The sequence below is a fragment of the Nitratireductor sp. ATLC21 genome (genome assembly GCF_057196525.1).
The window spans coordinates 1,361,322-1,378,360 of record NZ_JBXUOU010000001.1 but is presented as its reverse complement, the minus strand read 5'-3'; the positions used below and the strand labels follow the sequence as shown (position 1 = coordinate 1,378,360).

The window sequence follows — 17,039 nt, the reverse complement described above, 5'->3', positions numbered from 1 at the left end:
CTAAATGGAAATGCCGTGCATACACCCCGGATGGCCGCAAGGGCAGCCCGGCGACTGAACGACCGCTCAGGGAGGAGAGGCTCTGGGCAACAATAGTGAGGAATTGCGATGACGGAAATGACGCCATCTGTTTCGACCAAGTTCGAACCTGCCGCCGAGGCTGGAGCGGCCACCGTCAAACGCACAGAAAAGCACGCTGTACCCGGCCTGCCGGCAGCGCAGGGGCTTTATGATCCGCGCAATGAACACGATGCCTGCGGTGTCGGCTTTGTCGCGCATATGAAGGGCAAGCGTTCGCACAGCATCGTCCAGGACGGGCTTGCCATGCTCGAAAACCTCACCCATCGCGGTGCCGTTGGCGCCGATCCGCTTGTCGGTGACGGTGCGGGCATGTTGATGCAGATTCCGGACCGTTTCTATCGTGAGGAATGGGCCGAACGCGGTGTCGAGCTTCCCGAGCCTGGCCATTATGGCGTCGGTCATTTCTTCATGCCGCGCGATGGCGCGCTGCGCGAGAAGATCGATACGATTATCGCCGATGTCGTGCGCTCGGAAGGGCAGGAACTGATCGGTTTCCGCGATGTGCCGGTCGACAATTCCTGCCTCTCCAAGGCGCCCGAAATCGTGGCGTCAGAGCCGGTTCATCGGCAGATTTTCATCGCGCGCGGTGCCGGCATCGAAAATGAAGAGGATTTCGAGCGCAGGCTCTACATCCTCCGCAAGGTGATTTCGGGCCGTGTGCGCGAGGAGCTGGAAGGCGGCACGCATGGTTTCTACACCGTCTCGCTGTCGGCGCGCACCATCGTCTACAAGGGCATGTTCCTCGCCTATCAGCTTGGCGCCTATTATAAAGACCTGAAGGACCCGCGTTTCGAGACGGCGTTGGCTCTCGTGCACCAGCGTTTCTCCACCAACACCTTCCCCTCCTGGGAACTCGCGCATCCCTATCGCATGGTCGCCCACAATGGCGAGATCAACACGGTGCGCGGCAACGTCAACTGGATGGCGGCGCGGCAGGCTTCGGTGGATTCGGAGCTCTTCGGCAACGACATTTCCAAGCTCTGGCCGATTTCCTATGAAGGCCAGTCCGACACGGCCTGTTTCGACAACGCGCTGGAATTCCTGTTCCAGGGCGGTTATTCGCTCGTCCATTCCATGATGATGCTGATCCCGGAAGCCTGGGCCGGCAATCGCCTGATGAGCGACGAGCGCAAGGCGTTCTACGAATATCACGCCGCATTAATGGAGCCGTGGGACGGTCCCGCCGCCGTCGCCTTCACCGATGGCGTTCAGATTGGCGCCACCCTCGATCGCAACGGCCTTCGCCCGGCGCGCTACATCGTCACCGACGATGATCGGGTCATCATGGCGTCGGAAGCCGGTGCGCTGGTGGTGCCGGAGGAGAAGATCGTCAGCAAATGGCGTCTCCAGCCCGGCCGCATGCTTCTGATCGACATGGAAGAAGGCCGCATCATCTCCGATGAAGAGGTGAAGGCGAAGATTGCCACGAAGCACCCCTTCCAGAAGTGGCTCGACAACACCCAGCTCATTCTTGAGGATCTGAAGCCGGTGGAGCCGCGCGCCCTGCGCAAGGATGTCTCCCCGCTCGATCTGCGGCAGGCTTTCGGCTACACGCAGGAAGACACGAAGATGCTGATGGCGCCCATGGCCACGACCGGCCAGGAGGGCATCGGCTCCATGGGCACCGACACGCCGATCTCGGCCATGTCCGACAAGCCCAAGCTGCTCTACACCTATTTCAAGCAGAACTTTGCGCAGGTAACCAACCCGCCGATCGATCCGATCCGCGAAGAACTGGTGATGAGCCTGGTCTCCTTCATCGGCCCGCGGCCCAATATTTTCGATCTGGTCGGCTCCTCGCGCCGCAAGCGGCTTGAGGTGCGCCAGCCCATCCTCACCAATGGGGATCTGGAAAAGATCCGCTCCATCGGCCACACCGAGGACCGGTTCGACACCAAGACCATCGACGTCACTTATGCCTCGGGCGAGGGGGCTGCCGGCATGCGCGGCGCGCTGGAGCGCGTGTGCGACCGTGCCGAGGCAGCCGTTGCCGGCGGTTACAACATCATCATCCTGTCGGATCGTCAGATCGGCCCGGACCGCATCGCCATCCCGATGCTGCTTGCCACGGCGGCGGTCCACCATCACCTGATCCGCAAGGGCCTACGCACGGCGGTCGGCCTCGTGGTCGAATCCGGCGAGCCGCGCGAGGTGCACCACTTCTGCTGCCTCGCCGGCTATGGCGCCGAGGCGATCAACCCCTATCTCGCCTTCGATACACTGCTTGCCATGCACAAGGCAGGCGAGTTCCCGCCGGAGGTGGACCCGCAGGAGGTCGTCCAGCGCTACATCAAGGCCATCGGCAAGGGCATTCTGAAGGTGATGTCCAAGATGGGCATCTCCACCTACCAGTCCTATTGCGGCGCGCAGATTTTCGATGCTGTCGGCCTCGAAAGCGATTTCATCGAGCAGTATTTCACCAACACCGCCACCACGATCGAAGGTGTCGGGCTGGAGGAGATCGCAGCCGAGACCGCGGGCCGTCACACATCCGCGTTCGGTCCCGACCCGGTGCTGAAAAACGCGCTCGAAGTGGGCGGCGAATACAATTACCGCATGCGCGGCGAAGCCCACATCTGGTCGCCCGATGCGGTCGCCTCCCTCCAGCATGCCGTGCGCGGCAAGTCCTGGGAGACCTATCGCGAATTTGCGAAAATGGTCGACGGGCAGGCAGCCGACGCCAAGTCCATTCGCGGCCTGTTCGCGATCAAAAAGGCGAAGGACACAGGCCGCAAGCCGGTCTCGCTGGACGAGGTCGAGCCCGCAGCCGAAATCGTCAAGCGGTTCTCCACCGGCGCCATGTCCTTCGGCTCCATCAGCCGCGAGGCGCACACCACGCTGGCGCGCGCCATGAACGCGCTGGGCGGCAAGTCGAACACCGGCGAGGGCGGCGAAGAGCCTGATCGCTATCTGCCGATGCCCGACGGCTCGATGAACCCGGAGCGCTCCTCCATCAAGCAGATCGCCAGCGGTCGTTTCGGCGTCACCACTGAATATCTCGTCAATTCCGACATGATGCAGATCAAGGTGGCGCAGGGCGCAAAGCCCGGCGAGGGCGGTCAGCTTCCCGGCCACAAGGTCGATGCCACCATCGCCAAGGTGCGCCATTCCACGCCGGGTGTCGGCCTCATCTCACCGCCGCCGCATCACGACATCTATTCCATCGAGGATCTGGCGCAGCTCATCTACGATCTGAAAAACGTCAATCCGGATGCGGATGTCTCCGTCAAGCTCGTCTCCGAGGTTGGCGTGGGCACGGTCGCGGCTGGCGTCGCCAAGGCGCGCGCCGATCACATCACCATTTCGGGCTATGATGGCGGCACGGGCGCTTCTCCGCTCACCTCCATCAAGCATGCCGGCAGCCCGTGGGAGATGGGGCTTGCCGAAACCCACCAGACCCTGGTGCTCAACGGGCTGCGCTCGCGCGTCGCGCTTCAGGTCGACGGCGGGCTGAAAACCGGCCGCGATGTCATCATCGGCGCGCTGCTCGGTGCCGACGAATACGGCTTCTCCACCGCACCGCTGATCGCCGCCGGCTGCATCATGATGCGCAAGTGTCACCTTAACACCTGCCCTGTCGGCGTCGCCACGCAGGATCCTGTGCTGCGCAAGCGCTTCAAGGGCACGCCGGAGCATGTCATCAACTACTTCTTCTATGTCGCGGAAGAGGTGCGTCAGTATCTGGCCGAGATGGGCTACACGAAGCTCGACGACATTATCGGCCAGTCGGATCTTCTCGAGAAGAATGCGATGATCGCGCACTGGAAGGCGCGCGGTCTCGACTTCACGAAAGTCTTCTACAAGCCCGATGCCCCGCGCGAAGCCTTGCGCTGGACGGAACGGCAGGTCCATCCGATTGATGACATTCTCGACCGCAAGCTGATCGACGCGGCAAAGCCCGCGCTTGAAAGCCGCGAAAAGGTGTCGCTCGATTTCCCGATCTGCAACACCGACCGGTCCGCCGGCGCGATGCTGTCGGGCGCGGTGGCCAAGCGCTACGGCCAGAAGGGCCTGAAGGACAACACGATCGATGTGCGCCTCACGGGCACGGCCGGTCAATCCTTCGGCGCGTTCTTGGCGCGCGGTGTCACCTTCACCCTTCATGGCGATGCCAACGACTATGTCGGCAAAGGTCTCTCGGGCGGGCGCATCGTCATTCGTCCGACGGACGATTCGAAGATCATTGCCGAAGAGTCCATCATCGTCGGCAACACCGTGCTTTATGGTGCGACCGAGGGCGAATGTTATTTCCGAGGTGTCGCCGGCGAGCGTTTTGCCGTGCGCAACTCTGGTGCCATTGCCGTGGTTGAAGGCGTCGGCGATCATGGCTGCGAATACATGACCGGAGGCGTTGTCGTCGTGCTTGGCCAGACGGGCCGCAACTTCGCAGCCGGCATGTCGGGCGGTGTCGCCTATGTGCTGGACGAGGCGGGCGATTTCGCCGAGCGCTGCAACATGGCGATGGTTGAGTTGGAGCCGGTGCCGGAGGAAGACGACATCCTGGAAAAGCTGCACCACCATGGCGGCGACCTCATGCATAAGGGGCGTGTCGATGTTTCCGGAGACATGACCCGTCATGACGAAGAGCGTCTGGCGCAGCTCATTGCCAATCACCTCCACTATACGGGGTCGTCGCGTGCACGGGCGATCTTGGACAATTGGGCCGACTATCGCCCCAAATTCCGCAAGGTGATGCCGGTCGAATATCGGCGCGCGCTTGAGGAAATGGAGCGCATGAAACTGGGCCTGGCGGCTGAATAGCCGCCACTTTCGAGGTCTCTTGCCAATGGACATCTTCGGCGATCAGAATTCGGGCAATTGCCTGAAGGTGAAATACACGGCCGACCATCTTGGTCTCGCCTATCGCTGGCACGAGCTCGACATCATGGCGGGCGAGAGCCGAACGGAGGCGTTTCTTGCCATGTCACCTTTCGGTCAGGTGCCGGTGGTCCGGTTCGATGACGGGCGGGTGCTCGGGCAGTCGGGCGCGATCATCCGCTATCTGGCGCGTGGCTCGGCCCTCCTGCCCGATGATCGGTTCGCGCAGGCTGAAATCGACCAGTGGATGTTCTGGGAGCAGAATATCCACGAGCCCAATGTGGCAGGTGCGCGCTTCCACGTGGTCTACCGCAAGGAGCCGGTGGAAACACGGGATCCAGCCAAGGTCGAGCGGGGGGATGCCGCGCTCGATTTCATGGATCAGGCGTTGAAGACGCGCGATTTCTTTGTGGGCGCTACGCTCACCATCGCCGACATTGCGCTGCTCGGCTACACGCGGCTTGCGCCGCAAGGCGGTTTTGAATTCGACGGGCGCAACGCGCTCACCCGCTGGATTGCACGGTGCGAGGATGTCCTCGGACTTCCGGCACTTCAATAGAATAACGGGGTTTACTCGATGGGTAAGGTTACAGGTTTTCTCGAAATCGACCGGCAGGTCCACAAGTATCAGCCGGCATCCGACCGCATTCGCCATTTCCGCGAATTCACGCTGCCCATGTCGGACAAGGAAGTCGAGAAACAGGCCGCGCGCTGCATGGATTGCGGCATTCCCTATTGCCACGGGCCGACAGGCTGCCCGGTCCACAACCAGATCCCGGACTGGAACGATCTGGTCTACAATGGCGACTGGGACGAGGCGATCCGCAACCTGCATTCCACCAACAATTTCCCCGAGTGGACGGGCCGCATCTGCCCCGCTCCCTGCGAGGAAGCCTGCACGCTCAACCTCGAAGATATTCCCGTTGCCATCAAGACGGTGGAACAGGCAATCGCCGACAAGGCCTATGAATCCGGCTTCGTGCGGCCCTATCCGCCCGAGCACAAGACCGGCAAGACCGTGGCCATCATCGGCTCGGGCCCGGCCGGCATGGCGGCGGCCCAGCAGCTTGGCCGCGCAGGCCATCAGGTTCATGTCTATGAGCGGGAGAGCAAGCCAGGCGGTCTGATGCGCTACGGCATTCCCGATTTCAAGATCGAGAAGCACTACATCGACCGCCGCGTCGAGCAGATGGAGGGTGAGGGCGTCACCTTCCATTGCGGTGTCAATGTCGGCGTCGACAAGCCGGTCGAGGACCTCCTTTCCGAATATGATGCCGTTTTGTATTGCGGCGGTTCGGAGCGCCCGCGTCCTGCCGGTATTCCTGGCGCCGACCTCGAAGGTGTGCACGACGCAATGCCCTATCTGGTTCAGCAGAACAGGCGTGTGGGAGGCGAGGACATCCAGTCTGTTGCCTGGGCATCCGATCCCATTGTGGCCGGCGGCAAGCATGTCGTGGTGGTCGGTGGCGGCGACACCGCGTCGGATTGTGTGGGCACGGCGTTTCGTCAGGGGGCGGTGCGCGTTACCCAGCTCGACATTCGTCCGCGCCCGCCGGAAAAGGAAGACAAGCTCGCCGTCTGGCCCTACTGGGCAACGAAGATGCGCACTTCCTCTTCTCAGGCCGAGGGGGCGGAGCGCGAGTTCCAGGTCGCAACGCTTGAATTCATCGGCGAGGACGGTGTTCTGACCGGCGTGAAATGCTGCCAGGTGGATGAGAAGCGCAAACCCATCGCAGGTACGGAATTCGTCATCCGCGCCGATCTCGCCTTCATCGCCATCGGCTTTTCCGGTCCGGCTGAGACGGGCGTTCTGTCGGAATTCGGGGATCGCCTGAAGACCGATGTTGATCGCCGCAACTCGGTCAACGTCAATGCCAATGACCGCGACTACAAAACGACGGTCGATCGGCTGTTTGCGGCAGGCGATGTGCGTCGCGGCCAGTCTCTGGTCGTCTGGGCTATCCGCGAGGGGCGTCAGGCCGCACGGGCGATTGACGAGTTCCTCATGGGAAGTTCCGTTCTGCCGCGCTGAGTGCTTCAGCAGAGTTTGAGAAATCAGGGCGTCGCCTGGGCGGATGGGCCAGGCGACGTCTTGTTTTGCGGGGATGTGTTCGTCTGAAGGGAAAAATTGTCTGCCCGACCAGATGGAGTGGCAGCCTCTCGAGGGCGTTCGCGGCTTTCGATACGCTCTTGACGCTCGATCGGCTTGACCACCGCGCCCATCAGTTCCACTCCGCCGTCGAGAGCGGGATCGGAAAGCGAGATTGGCATTGTCCGGTTCACCGGCGCAGGGTTTTCCGGATGAAGCACAAGGGCCGGGAGGCTCTCCATGCCGAGCTCGCCGATATCCGGAGACACAGCCTCCCCGAGCAGCTTGTTCAGAGGTTTCTCCACATAAAAGGCAACCTTGCGTTTTCCCGCGCGGGTAAGATTGATGCCGTCACTGCCGCGTAGCCGAACGGGCTGGCCGTTCATGTCGGGCCCGGTGAAGACAAAGCCACCATTCTCGTCCACAAAACCGTCCCAGATATCCACAAAGGAGCCGTCGATGGCTTCGACGGCGGTTTTGTAGATATCGTTGAATGCGAGCATGTCCGACGACATGCTCGATGATTTGAATGACGGCAGACCGCTCCAGACGAGGGGAATCTGCCTGTCTTCAACTGCTGCAGCAAAGGTTGCGACACGCTGTGTATATTCCGCGACCCAGGCTTCGGAGCGCGGCGCTTCGCGTTTGCCGTCAACGATGAGTTGCTGGCGATCATTGGAGCCAATCATCATCACCACAACCGCGGGTGATACATCGTCCAGAATGCCCGCTATTTCGCCGTTCCAATCGTAGTAGTCGTCACGGACGAAGCCGGACGACCCATTGCTCCGATTGATCACGCGCACGCCCGGTGATTCTGCGTATGCTGTGGTTAGCCCCTCGGCAAGTCCGCCTGCAAGGAAGTCCCCCACCACGAGGACGACGCGTGCATTGTCCAGCTTCTCCACTTCCGGGGGTGGCGGTTGCTGACGTGGAGCAGAAGGGGCTGCTGAACGGCGCCTTTGTGTCCCTTGCTGCTTTCTGGGTGCGGAACGTTGGCGGGTCGCAGGTTTTTGCGGCTCGCGTTGACGTAGAGCCCCACCGAAAAGAAGGTCGAAAAGGCCACGTCGCTTCTCGCGCTGATAATCCTGTGCCTCGGCGAGTGAGGGCAGGGTGATAGAAGCGGGCACGGCAAGAGCCAGAGCAATAGCGACGATGACAACGCGGCTGCCTTTGCCGCTGCCGTCGATACCGCTTCGTGTTAAGCCCATGCCCGCTCCCCTTGTTTCGGCTCAGTTTCCGCGCAGGCGACGAAGGACTTCTTTGCCGGGATGGCCATCCTCCTGCATACCATTGCGCGCCTGAAACGCGCGAATGGCGGCACGCGAGCCTGAACCGATCTTGCCATCAATCGGGCCATCATAATAGCCGAGGGCGCCGAGGCGCTTCTGCAGTTCCTCGGTTTCAGAATAGCTCAGACGCTCGAACGGACGGTTCCAATCCCGCACCAGACCGCCGTAGCCAGCGATCTCGTCGGCGAGCAGGCCCACTGCGAGGGCGTATTTGTCTGAGTTGTTGTAGCGTTTGATAACCTGGAAGTTCTTGGTCACGAGAAAGATCGGTCCGTCGCGCCCGTCGGGCACTTTCAGTTCGGCTGTGTCGCTCGGGCGCGGGAAGGGTTTGCCATTGGCACGGACCACACCGATTGACTGCCAGCGGCTCAACGCCATGTTGCCGCCGGGGAATTTGCGACCCCCGGGGAGGGCTGCGGTTTCGTAGCCCCAGGTCTCTCCGGTCCGCCATCCGTTGCGACGCAGGAGATTGGCTGCGGTCGCCAGCGCATCAGGAATGGATGTCCAGATGTCTCGCCGCCCATTGCCGTCCATATCGACTGCATAGGCTTGATAGCTGGTGGGGATGAACTGGGTGTGCCCCATCGCGCCAGCCCAGGAACCGGTAAGGTGGCCGACATCGATGTCGCCGGTCTGAAGGATTTTCAACGCTGCGATGAGCTGCTGGCGGGCGAATTTTGCACGGCGCTTGTCGGCATAGGCGAGCGTCGCCAGCGAACGCGGCACGCTGCGCATGATGCGCTCGTTCTTAAGCACTTCGCCGTAGTTCGATTCGATCGACCAGATGGCGAGCAGAATGTAGCGGCTGACACCAAACTGGCTTTCAATGCGGTCGAGCCACGGCTTCCACTGGCGGGCAAGTTGGCGACCGCGCTGAATTGCGTCTTCCTGCACACGGTTGTCGAAATATTCCCACGGCTCGGCGCGGAACTCGGGTTGGTAGCGCGCTTTTTCCAACACTTCTGGGTCCGGGGCCGTAATGCCACGGAAGGCGCGGTCATAGGTGGCGCCGGAAATGCCGTTCTGGATCGCCACGTTGCGGAACTGTTGAATCCATCTTTGGAAGCCGGCATCCGCATTGGCCGGTTGAAGGGTTACGGTGAAGGCAACCACGAAAGAAGCGACCAATGTCGCGACGAGGTTTCGTGGGGGCAAGCGGAACAACATCACGATCTCCGTTACAGGTACTCCAGCCTATCCATGGCATGCCCCGGTTAGAAAAACGTTTACCATGCTGTTATCCTTCGTGAACGATCTTCTCGCATTTCCGTCACGAAATACGCGAATTCATTATGGAAACATCAATCCGGCGTTGCTAAGGCAGCGCCAAGCTCATTTTCATAAACCTTCGGGGGTCGATTTCTGATGACGAAACTTCGCAAAGCGGTTTTTCCTGTTGCCGGTCTTGGGACAAGGTTCTTGCCTGCTACCAAAGCGGTGCCGAAGGAAATGCTGACCGTTGTCGATAAACCCGTCATTCAATATGTCGTGGATGAAGCGCGCGAAGCCGGGATAGAGCACTTCATCTTCGTGACCGGTCGCAACAAGGCGGTCATCGAGGATCATTTCGACATCCAGGTGGAATTGTATGACACGCTTGAGCGGCGCGGCAAGACTGAGGTGCTTGATCGGCTGCGCAGTCTGCAGCCGCAACCGGGACAGACAAGCTACACGCGCCAGCAGGAACCGCTTGGCCTTGGCCATGCGGTGTGGTGTGCACGGGAACTTGTCGGAAACGAACCATTTGCTCTTCTTTTGCCGGACATGATCATGCAGGCACCGAAAGGGTGTCTTTCACAGATGGTGGAAGTGTTTGAGAAGACCGGGGGCAATGTGGTCTCGGTGGAAGAATGCGATCCGTCCCAGACCCACAAATACGGGATCGTCGGACGCGGCGCCGATGTCGCCGGAGGGTTCGAGATCAACGGCATGGTTGAGAAGCCGAAGCCGGAAGACGCGCCATCGAATTTCTATATCAATGGTCGGTATATTCTTCAGCCGACCATCTTCGATCTTCTCGCCAAGCAGGAGAGGGGGGCCGGCGGCGAAATTCAGCTCACCGATTCCATGCTCACCTTGATGAAAGAACAGCCATTCCACGGGTACCATTTCACCGGTCGAACCTTCGACTGCGGATCGCCTGAAGGCTTCGTTGAAGCCAATCTCGCCTTTGCGCTGGAAAGGCCGGATTTGCGCAAACATGTGTTGAAGGCGGTTGCCGCTTCGGACCGTAGCTAAATTTTTCGAAAACGCCGTCATTTCCCGAAAATGGCGGCGTTTTTGCTTCTTTTCCGGAATTTTCAGGGAAATTCCGGAAAACGGCTTTTAGCGCTGCATCCGGATGCCCATGAAGACACTTGTGGCATCGTAATCACGGTCTGGGAGGCTGCTGGTACGCTTCTCATAGCGGGCGCGACCCGTCAGGCCCAGCGTGCGGTTCAGCCACCATGTCATGCCCGCTTCGCCATTCATGGTGAGGTCATGGCCACCGCTCATATAGTCTCGCCATGAAAGACCGGCAGCTGCTTCGGCGGTGAGGTTGGCGCGAATCTGCCTTTCGACGCGCAGGGTTCCTGCATAAAGGATCGACCCGCTGTCACCGGCATCCGTGGTGCCTTCAATTGTGGTCGAACCATCAAGCCTCACATTCGTGCCTCGTTGCGGAGACCAGTTCAAGGCCGCTGCAAGCGCAAGGCCCGAAACCGTATCGAGGCGTTCGTCATCCAGATCCTCTGCAATCCAACCGATGGACGCTTCACCGGCCAGCTTTTCCTCGATATCGACCATGACACCGGCGCGGGCGGCAAGGCGTGTTGCCGAACGCTCATAACCGGCGCTGTCCTGCTTCTGATCGTAGAACCGGCGACCGAACTCACCTTCGATAAAAGGTGTGAGTGCCGGTGAAATCGCATAGCCCGTGCGCAGGCGCAGTGTAGCCAGGGTAGAGTTTCGCTCTTCCTGAGAGAGGTTAGTGCCATCGATCAGCGTGGCATCGCCATATTGCTGTCGCGACACTGATCCCGTGGCGCTGAGGCGCAGTTTTCCAAGGTCCTTTGATAGGCCAAGGCTACCGTCGATTGTGTGACGCAGCGGACGATCATCCACGCCTGTGATGATCACAGGGGATGAAGCCGATTCGGGGCTGATTGCGTAACCGAGGCTGGCAAGTGCAGTGTAATCGCGCGCGAGATCGAAGCGCAGGCTGCCATCGATGCCGCCCTCGAGATCGGACACCTCTTCGCCGTCAACGGATTTGCGGTAGATGCCATACGCGCCCACGGTTGCGGCATGCCGGGCCCAATCGGAAGCCGCATTCAGGCGTAGCGTTGTCTGTGAAATGACCGCTTCGCTGCCATTGGTGCTGGAATCGGCGTTTGAGGTCCAGGTAAGCCCCTGTTCGAGTGTGGGAGTGACAATAACGGTGCCGACCCGCAATCCCAGCGCTGCATAGGGGTTTTCATCCGTTGCCTGATAGTCGCTTTCTATGGCGCTGGTTCGCGGATTGAGTGCTTCCGCCCGTTCGATGCGTTCAACAGCCGATGGCGCTTCGTCGCTTTCGGGTATCGCGTCGGTGACGACAGGGTCCAACACTGCCGGTTCTCGCGGAGATTGTGTGGGGCTGTTGCGCGCGGCACGCGCGCGTTCCCGCTCGACGGCCGTGGAGGGAGCGCGGGCAGTCCGGTCATTTTCCGTCTCCGCCCGGTTGGCTGGGCTGGGGGTGGCCGGCGTGTAAGCCGGAGCGGAAATTCCGGCACCAGAATCAGCCTGGATGGAGGACGTGATGTCTGTTTCGGAGACGAGCCCGCGCAGGCCTTCTGCTTGCTGTGCGCCCGCAATACCGGGTGTCAGCGCAAGCACAGACAGGCCAATCGCGGTCGACCCGTACAATCCGCGTATGCGGGAACCCACTCTGACACCGGGACGAGACATACAGATCCAGACTATCAAGACGCGCCATTCTTATGCTTACCGAAATCTAAACCTGTGTGGTTAACGGAAGGTTGAGCACTGCGGCGCTATGCTCACCCACCGAAGAATGGACAATCTGAATGGACAGCCGGTCACCAAGGCGGTAAGGGCATTGCCATGCTGAAAGACTCTTCCATCAAAATCGATCGGAAAAGCGTCGTCGCTTCCGCCGTTCGCACCCTTGAAACCGAACGGGCAGGCCTGAAGGAATTGGCCGATGCGCTCGACAATGGTCTTGCCGATCCGTTTGCAGAAGCGGTGCGTATCATTGCCGGGGTCAAGGGACGCCTGATCGTGACCGGTGTAGGCAAGAGCGGGCATATCGGCTCGAAGATTGCCGCCACACTTGCTTCGACAGGGACGCCCGCTTTCTTCGTGCATCCGGCAGAGGCCAATCATGGCGATCTCGGCATGATTGGTGATGACGATGTCATTCTCGCCATGTCTTGGTCGGGAGAAACCACTGAGCTGCACGGCATTGTCGCGTATGCGCGACGCTTTGCCATTCCGATCATTGCCATTACGGCGGGCAAATCCTCTGCGCTCGCCAAGGAAGCGACCGTGGTCCTCGGTCTGCCTCGTGCGCCCGAAGCGTGCCCGCATGGGCTGGCGCCGACAACCTCGACTGTCTTGCAATTGGTGATCGGTGATGCGCTTGCGGTCGCATTGCTGGAAGCAAGGGGCTTTACCGCAGATCATTTCCGCACATTCCATCCCGGTGGCCAGCTTGGGGCGAAACTGACCCAAGTGCGCCAGATCATGCATTCGGGCAGCGAGCTGCCACTCGCCAGCAGCGGCGCGCTGATGCGCGAAGCGATTCTGGAAATGACGCAGAAGGGCTTTGGCTGTGTTGGCATTACCGACAATGAGGGTGCATTAATCGGTATCATTACTGACGGCGATCTGCGTCGCCACATTGACAGTGAGCTTCTGTCAATGACCGTGAATCAGGTGATGACGCGCAATCCGAAGACGATTGGGCCGGAAACGCTGGCCGAAAGCGCGTTGCAGATCGTGAACTCGTCGGCCATCACAACGCTGATGGTGGTCGAAGACGGCAAACCTTGCGGTGTCGTACACCTCCATGATCTGCTGCGAATTGGCGCTGCCTGAAACCAGCTCGCGGCCTGGAGCCGAGTGTGAGACTTGACGACGCCCCGTTTTGACGGGGCGTTTTTTGTGGTCTCCCCGGTTGGTCGTGGGTTCATGCTGCCCGTGAGGATGATGCAAAAGGGGACAATTCTTCGATTGGGGGTGTCGATCTCCCATGCCATATTGGCGTTTTGAAACCCGAAGCACTCGCCGGGGAAGCACGATGCTTGCAGAACACGTTCAGCATCTTCTGGTCGTCTTTGGCGCTTATGTTGTTGTGATCGCCAGCCCTGGCCCCAGCACGTTGGCTATTATGGGGGTGGCCATGAAACAGGGGCGAGAAAGAGCGGTCCTTCTCGCCCTCGGAGTGGTGACGGGAAGTATGTTCTGGGCCGTGTGTGCAGCCACAGGCGTGGCGACGATGTTGACCGCCTATGCCGAAGCGATCTTTTTCATCAAGCTCGCTGGTGGGCTCTATCTACTTTACCTTGCCTGGAAATCCGCGAGGTCTGCCATGTCGCCGCAGACTGCAATCACGAAATCAATGGCACCGGCAAGGAAGATAATCTTCTATCGGAGAGGCGTGCTCTTGCACTTGTCTAACCCCAAAGCTGTTCTCGGCTGGGTGGCGATTATGGCGCTTGGAGTGGGGCCTGATGCGCCATCTCACACCTTGATCACAATCATAGCGGGGTGTGGTGTTCTGGGGCTCACAGTGAATGTGGGCTACGCTCTGCTTTTTTCGACCGGCGCTTTGGGACGGGCCTACCAGAAGTTCAGCAACTGGATCGAAGGAGCTTTGGCACTGGTTTTTGGCTATGCAGGTTTTAGGCTGCTCTTGGCCAGATCGTAAGTCCCGGAGAAGATTTAAGGCCCCGGGACTCTTGAAAATTCAGACGGCCTCGACGCGGAGGGTTCCGGCGTCTACCGATGCGACCCGGACGCGGGTTCCAGTCGGCAGGTCAGGACCGGCGACACGCCACAACGTGTCATCCAGCCGAATGCGGCCATATCCGTTTTCAATGGGTTCTTCGAGCGTTGCCATGCGGCCGATAAGCTGTTCTCGGCGCCGGTTCAGAAGCGGCTGGTCGGTTTCCTCATTGCGGCGCGAATCCATCAGGCGTTTGCCGGCATAGGCCGAGATGAGTGCCAGGGCGAGGAAAACCAGAACCTGCACCTGCCAGCTCCAAAGCGACAGGTCCCACAACTGCAGCGAAAGCGCGCCGGTCAGGATCGCGGCGATCCCGATCCATAAGAGAAAGACGCCGGGCACGAGGATTTCGGCTGCAAGAAGCACGAAGCCGAGCAGCATCCAGTTCCAAGGACCGAGTTCCACGATGACATGCTCGATCATGGGATTACTCCTGCGACGGTCCCGTGCGGGGAGGGCGGGCAGAAGAGACGCGCTGGCTCGTCGCTGAGGCTGCATTTCCTTCGCCAAACACCTCGCGTGCAATCGAGCCGATGCCGCCGAGCGAACCGATCAGTGAGGAAGCCTCGAATGGCATGAGGACGATCTTGTTGTTGCTGGAGGAGCCGATGGTGGCCAATGCTTCCGTATATTTCTGGGCCACAAAGTAATTGACGGCCTGAACGTCGCCGGCCGCAATGGCTTCCGAAACCACCTGGGTTGCGCGGGCTTCGGCTTCGGCGGCACGCTCGCGCGCTTCAGCGTCTCGGAAGGCGGCTTCCTTGCGGCCCTCGGCTTCCAGAATTTCTGCCTGCTTCAGGCCTTCAGCCTCAAGGATCTGCGCGCGCTTGTTGCGTTCGGCCATCATCTGGCGCGCCATCGATTCCACGAGGTTGGCCGGCGGATTGATATCCTTGATTTCGACACGCGTCATCTTGATGCCCCAGGGGCTTGCAGCATCGTCGACAATGCGCAGGAGCTTCTCGTTGATCGCATCCCGGTTGGACAGGAGTTCATCGAGATCCATCGACCCCATCACCGAGCGAATGTTTGTCATAGTCAGGTTCAGGATCGCATTTTCCAGACCCGACACCTGGTAGGCAGCCTCAGCGGCGGTGAGCACCTGATAGAAGGCAACGCCGTCGACTGCGACGATGGCATTGTCGCGGGTGATGACTTCCTGGGTGGGGACGTCAAGCACCTGCTCCATCATGTTCATCTTCGCGCCAACGCGGTCGATGAACGGGACAATGAGATTGAGGCCGGGCGTGAGCGTTCTGGTGTAGCGGCCAAAGCGCTCCACTGTGTAGTTGAAACCCTGAGGGACGGTCTTGATGCCTGCAAAGAGCAAAAGCAGGACAAGGACAACGAGGACGGGAATGATGATGTCAAAACCAGAGAAAAGCATATTCAGCTCCTGGAACCGCTTGTGCGGGAACGGATGTTTAGGCTGGCACGCAGTTTAAGGGTCTGCGCTGTGATGTGAACAGAAAGATCACGGATCCCATTGCCGCGGAAACAGACAGCGCGTCGACACAGGCTGTTTCCACAAAAAGTTGCAGCGCACGGCATATGCTTCGCCAATTATGACACCCTTGTGGCAGGACGTTTCACACCCAGCCAGCAAGCTCCCGGCGCACCAGGGTCTCGATCACAGCCATGCCTTCGTCGGTGTCGTTGAGACAGGGGATGTGCGTGAAATTCTTGCCACCAGCCTCATGAAAGATTTCTCCGCCTTCTCCAGCGATCTCCTCCAGGGTCTCCAGACAGTCGGACACAAAACCCGGATTGAATACCGCGATGGATTTGACACCCTCTTTTGCGAGCTTCTCGACGGTCTTGTCGGTGTAGGGCTGAAGCCATTCTTCCGGACCAAAACGGGACTGGAAGCAGGTGATGAGCTTCTTCTCCTCCCAGCCGAGGCGCTCGCGCAGGAGGCGGGTCGTTTTCTGGCAATGGCAATGATAGGGGTCGCCGCGCCTGAAATAGCTTTGCGGGATGCCGTGATAGGAAGCGATGACAACTTCGGGCTCGAAATCCAGGCTCTCAAAGTGCTTTTCGATGGAGCGGGCCAAAGCCTCGATATAGACCGGTTCGTCCTGATAGGAGGGCACGGTGCGTATGGCCGGCTGGAAGCGCATTTGCATGAGCGCTTCGAAGAACTTGTCGTTCACCGTTGCGGTGGTGGTGGCGGAGTATTGCGGGTAGAGCGGGAACATGACGATGCGGTCGCAGCCGCGCTCCATCAGACTCCTTGTCACCGTCTCGATGGAGGGTTGGCCATAGCGCATGGCCCAGTCGACGATCACATGCTCATGCCCCGACAGCGCCTGGGCGAGTTTTTCGCCCTGCGACCGGGTGAAGGTGCGCAGCGGCGATTCATTGCGCTCGTGGTTCCAGATTTCCGCATAAGCCGCGCCTGACTTCTTCGGCCGTGTATTGAGAACGATGCCGTAGAGGATCGGATACCAGATCGCCTTCGGCCATTCGATGACGCGGGGATCTGATAAAAACTCCTTCAGATATCGCCGCATCGGCGCGTAGGCGGTTCCGTCTGGTGTGCCGAGATTCACAAGCAAAACGCCTACCTTGCCGACATGGACAGGTGGGTGTTCCGCGGGCAGCGGGCCGACGGCTTTCGCTGCTTTGGGGTCGATTGTGGTGGGGAGATTCATGCTTTGGCTCCGATCATGCAAGGGAAGCTAGCGAAGCCGAGCCGGTTTTCAATGGAGCGCGTAGCCGCAGGGGCAAAAAAGAGCCCCGCCGGCTGGCGAGGCTCCGGACCGGT

At 60.0% G+C, this 17,039-nt stretch carries 12 protein-coding genes; 6 read left to right on the top strand and 6 right to left on the bottom strand.

The window, feature by feature from the left end; genetic code table 11:
* Positions 1-108: 108 nt before the first annotated feature.
* Genes gltB through AC2CHD_RS06750 form a run of 3 tightly spaced genes read left to right on the top strand, consistent with a single transcriptional unit; the run spans position 109 to position 6,931 of the window.
* Positions 109-4,842, top strand: coding sequence for a glutamate synthase large subunit (gene gltB / locus AC2CHD_RS06760; protein WP_484553022.1), 4,734 nt, complete (start codon positions 109-111; stop codon positions 4,840-4,842).
* 25 nt (positions 4,843-4,867) lie between these two features.
* Positions 4,868-5,458 carry a glutathione S-transferase family protein gene (locus tag AC2CHD_RS06755; protein WP_484553021.1) on the top strand — a complete coding sequence of 197 codons (591 nt, stop codon included), beginning with the start codon at positions 4,868-4,870 and terminating at the stop codon, positions 5,456-5,458.
* A gap of 18 nt (positions 5,459-5,476) precedes the next feature.
* Positions 5,477-6,931 carry a glutamate synthase subunit beta gene (locus tag AC2CHD_RS06750; RefSeq protein ID WP_484553020.1) on the top strand — a complete coding sequence of 485 codons (1,455 nt, stop codon included), beginning with the start codon at positions 5,477-5,479 and terminating at the stop codon, positions 6,929-6,931.
* Between the two features lie 23 nt (positions 6,932-6,954).
* Here the strand turns inward: AC2CHD_RS06750 and AC2CHD_RS06745 are convergent, their stop codons facing one another.
* Both AC2CHD_RS06745 and AC2CHD_RS06740 read right to left on the bottom strand, forming a co-directional pair.
* The gene (locus AC2CHD_RS06745) at positions 6,955-8,199 is read right to left on the bottom strand and encodes an SGNH/GDSL hydrolase family protein (RefSeq protein ID WP_484553019.1); all 1,245 of its coding nucleotides are present in this window, start codon (positions 8,197-8,199) and stop codon (positions 6,955-6,957) included.
* 21 nt (positions 8,200-8,220) lie between these two features.
* Complete coding sequence (locus AC2CHD_RS06740) at positions 8,221-9,447, bottom strand: lytic murein transglycosylase (protein WP_484553018.1); 1,227 nt, start codon at positions 9,445-9,447, stop codon at positions 8,221-8,223.
* 198 nt (positions 9,448-9,645) lie between these two features.
* Here AC2CHD_RS06740 and galU point away from each other — a divergent pair, with 198 nt between their 5' ends.
* Complete coding sequence (gene galU / locus AC2CHD_RS06735; RefSeq protein ID WP_229448417.1) at positions 9,646-10,518, top strand: UTP--glucose-1-phosphate uridylyltransferase GalU; 873 nt, start codon at positions 9,646-9,648, stop codon at positions 10,516-10,518.
* Positions 10,519-10,605: 87 nt separating this feature from the next.
* On the opposite strand, the gene AC2CHD_RS06730 is transcribed toward galU, so the two are convergent.
* Entirely contained in the window at positions 10,606-12,168 is a 1,563-nt protein-coding gene (locus AC2CHD_RS06730) for an outer membrane beta-barrel protein (RefSeq protein ID WP_484553017.1), read from the bottom strand.
* A gap of 198 nt (positions 12,169-12,366) precedes the next feature.
* On the opposite strand from AC2CHD_RS06730, the gene AC2CHD_RS06725 reads away from it, so the two are divergent.
* Positions 12,367-13,362 carry a KpsF/GutQ family sugar-phosphate isomerase gene (locus tag AC2CHD_RS06725; protein WP_484553016.1) on the top strand — a complete coding sequence of 332 codons (996 nt, stop codon included), beginning with the start codon at positions 12,367-12,369 and terminating at the stop codon, positions 13,360-13,362.
* Positions 13,363-13,564: 202 nt separating this feature from the next.
* Positions 13,565-14,194, top strand: coding sequence for a LysE family translocator (locus AC2CHD_RS06720; RefSeq protein ID WP_484553015.1), 630 nt, complete (start codon positions 13,565-13,567; stop codon positions 14,192-14,194).
* A gap of 39 nt (positions 14,195-14,233) precedes the next feature.
* On the opposite strand, the gene AC2CHD_RS06715 is transcribed toward AC2CHD_RS06720, so the two are convergent.
* From AC2CHD_RS06715 to hemH, 3 genes are all read right to left on the bottom strand, one after another.
* On the bottom strand, positions 14,234-14,695 hold the full coding sequence (locus tag AC2CHD_RS06715) for an NfeD family protein (protein ID WP_484553014.1): 462 nt from the start codon (positions 14,693-14,695) through the stop codon (positions 14,234-14,236).
* 4 nt (positions 14,696-14,699) lie between these two features.
* Entirely contained in the window at positions 14,700-15,659 is a 960-nt protein-coding gene (locus AC2CHD_RS06710; protein WP_229448422.1) for an SPFH domain-containing protein, read from the bottom strand.
* A 202-nt stretch (positions 15,660-15,861) separates the two neighbouring features.
* Positions 15,862-16,926, bottom strand: coding sequence for a ferrochelatase (gene hemH, locus AC2CHD_RS06705; protein WP_484553013.1), 1,065 nt, complete (start codon positions 16,924-16,926; stop codon positions 15,862-15,864).
* Between the last annotated feature and the right edge of the window lie 113 nt (positions 16,927-17,039).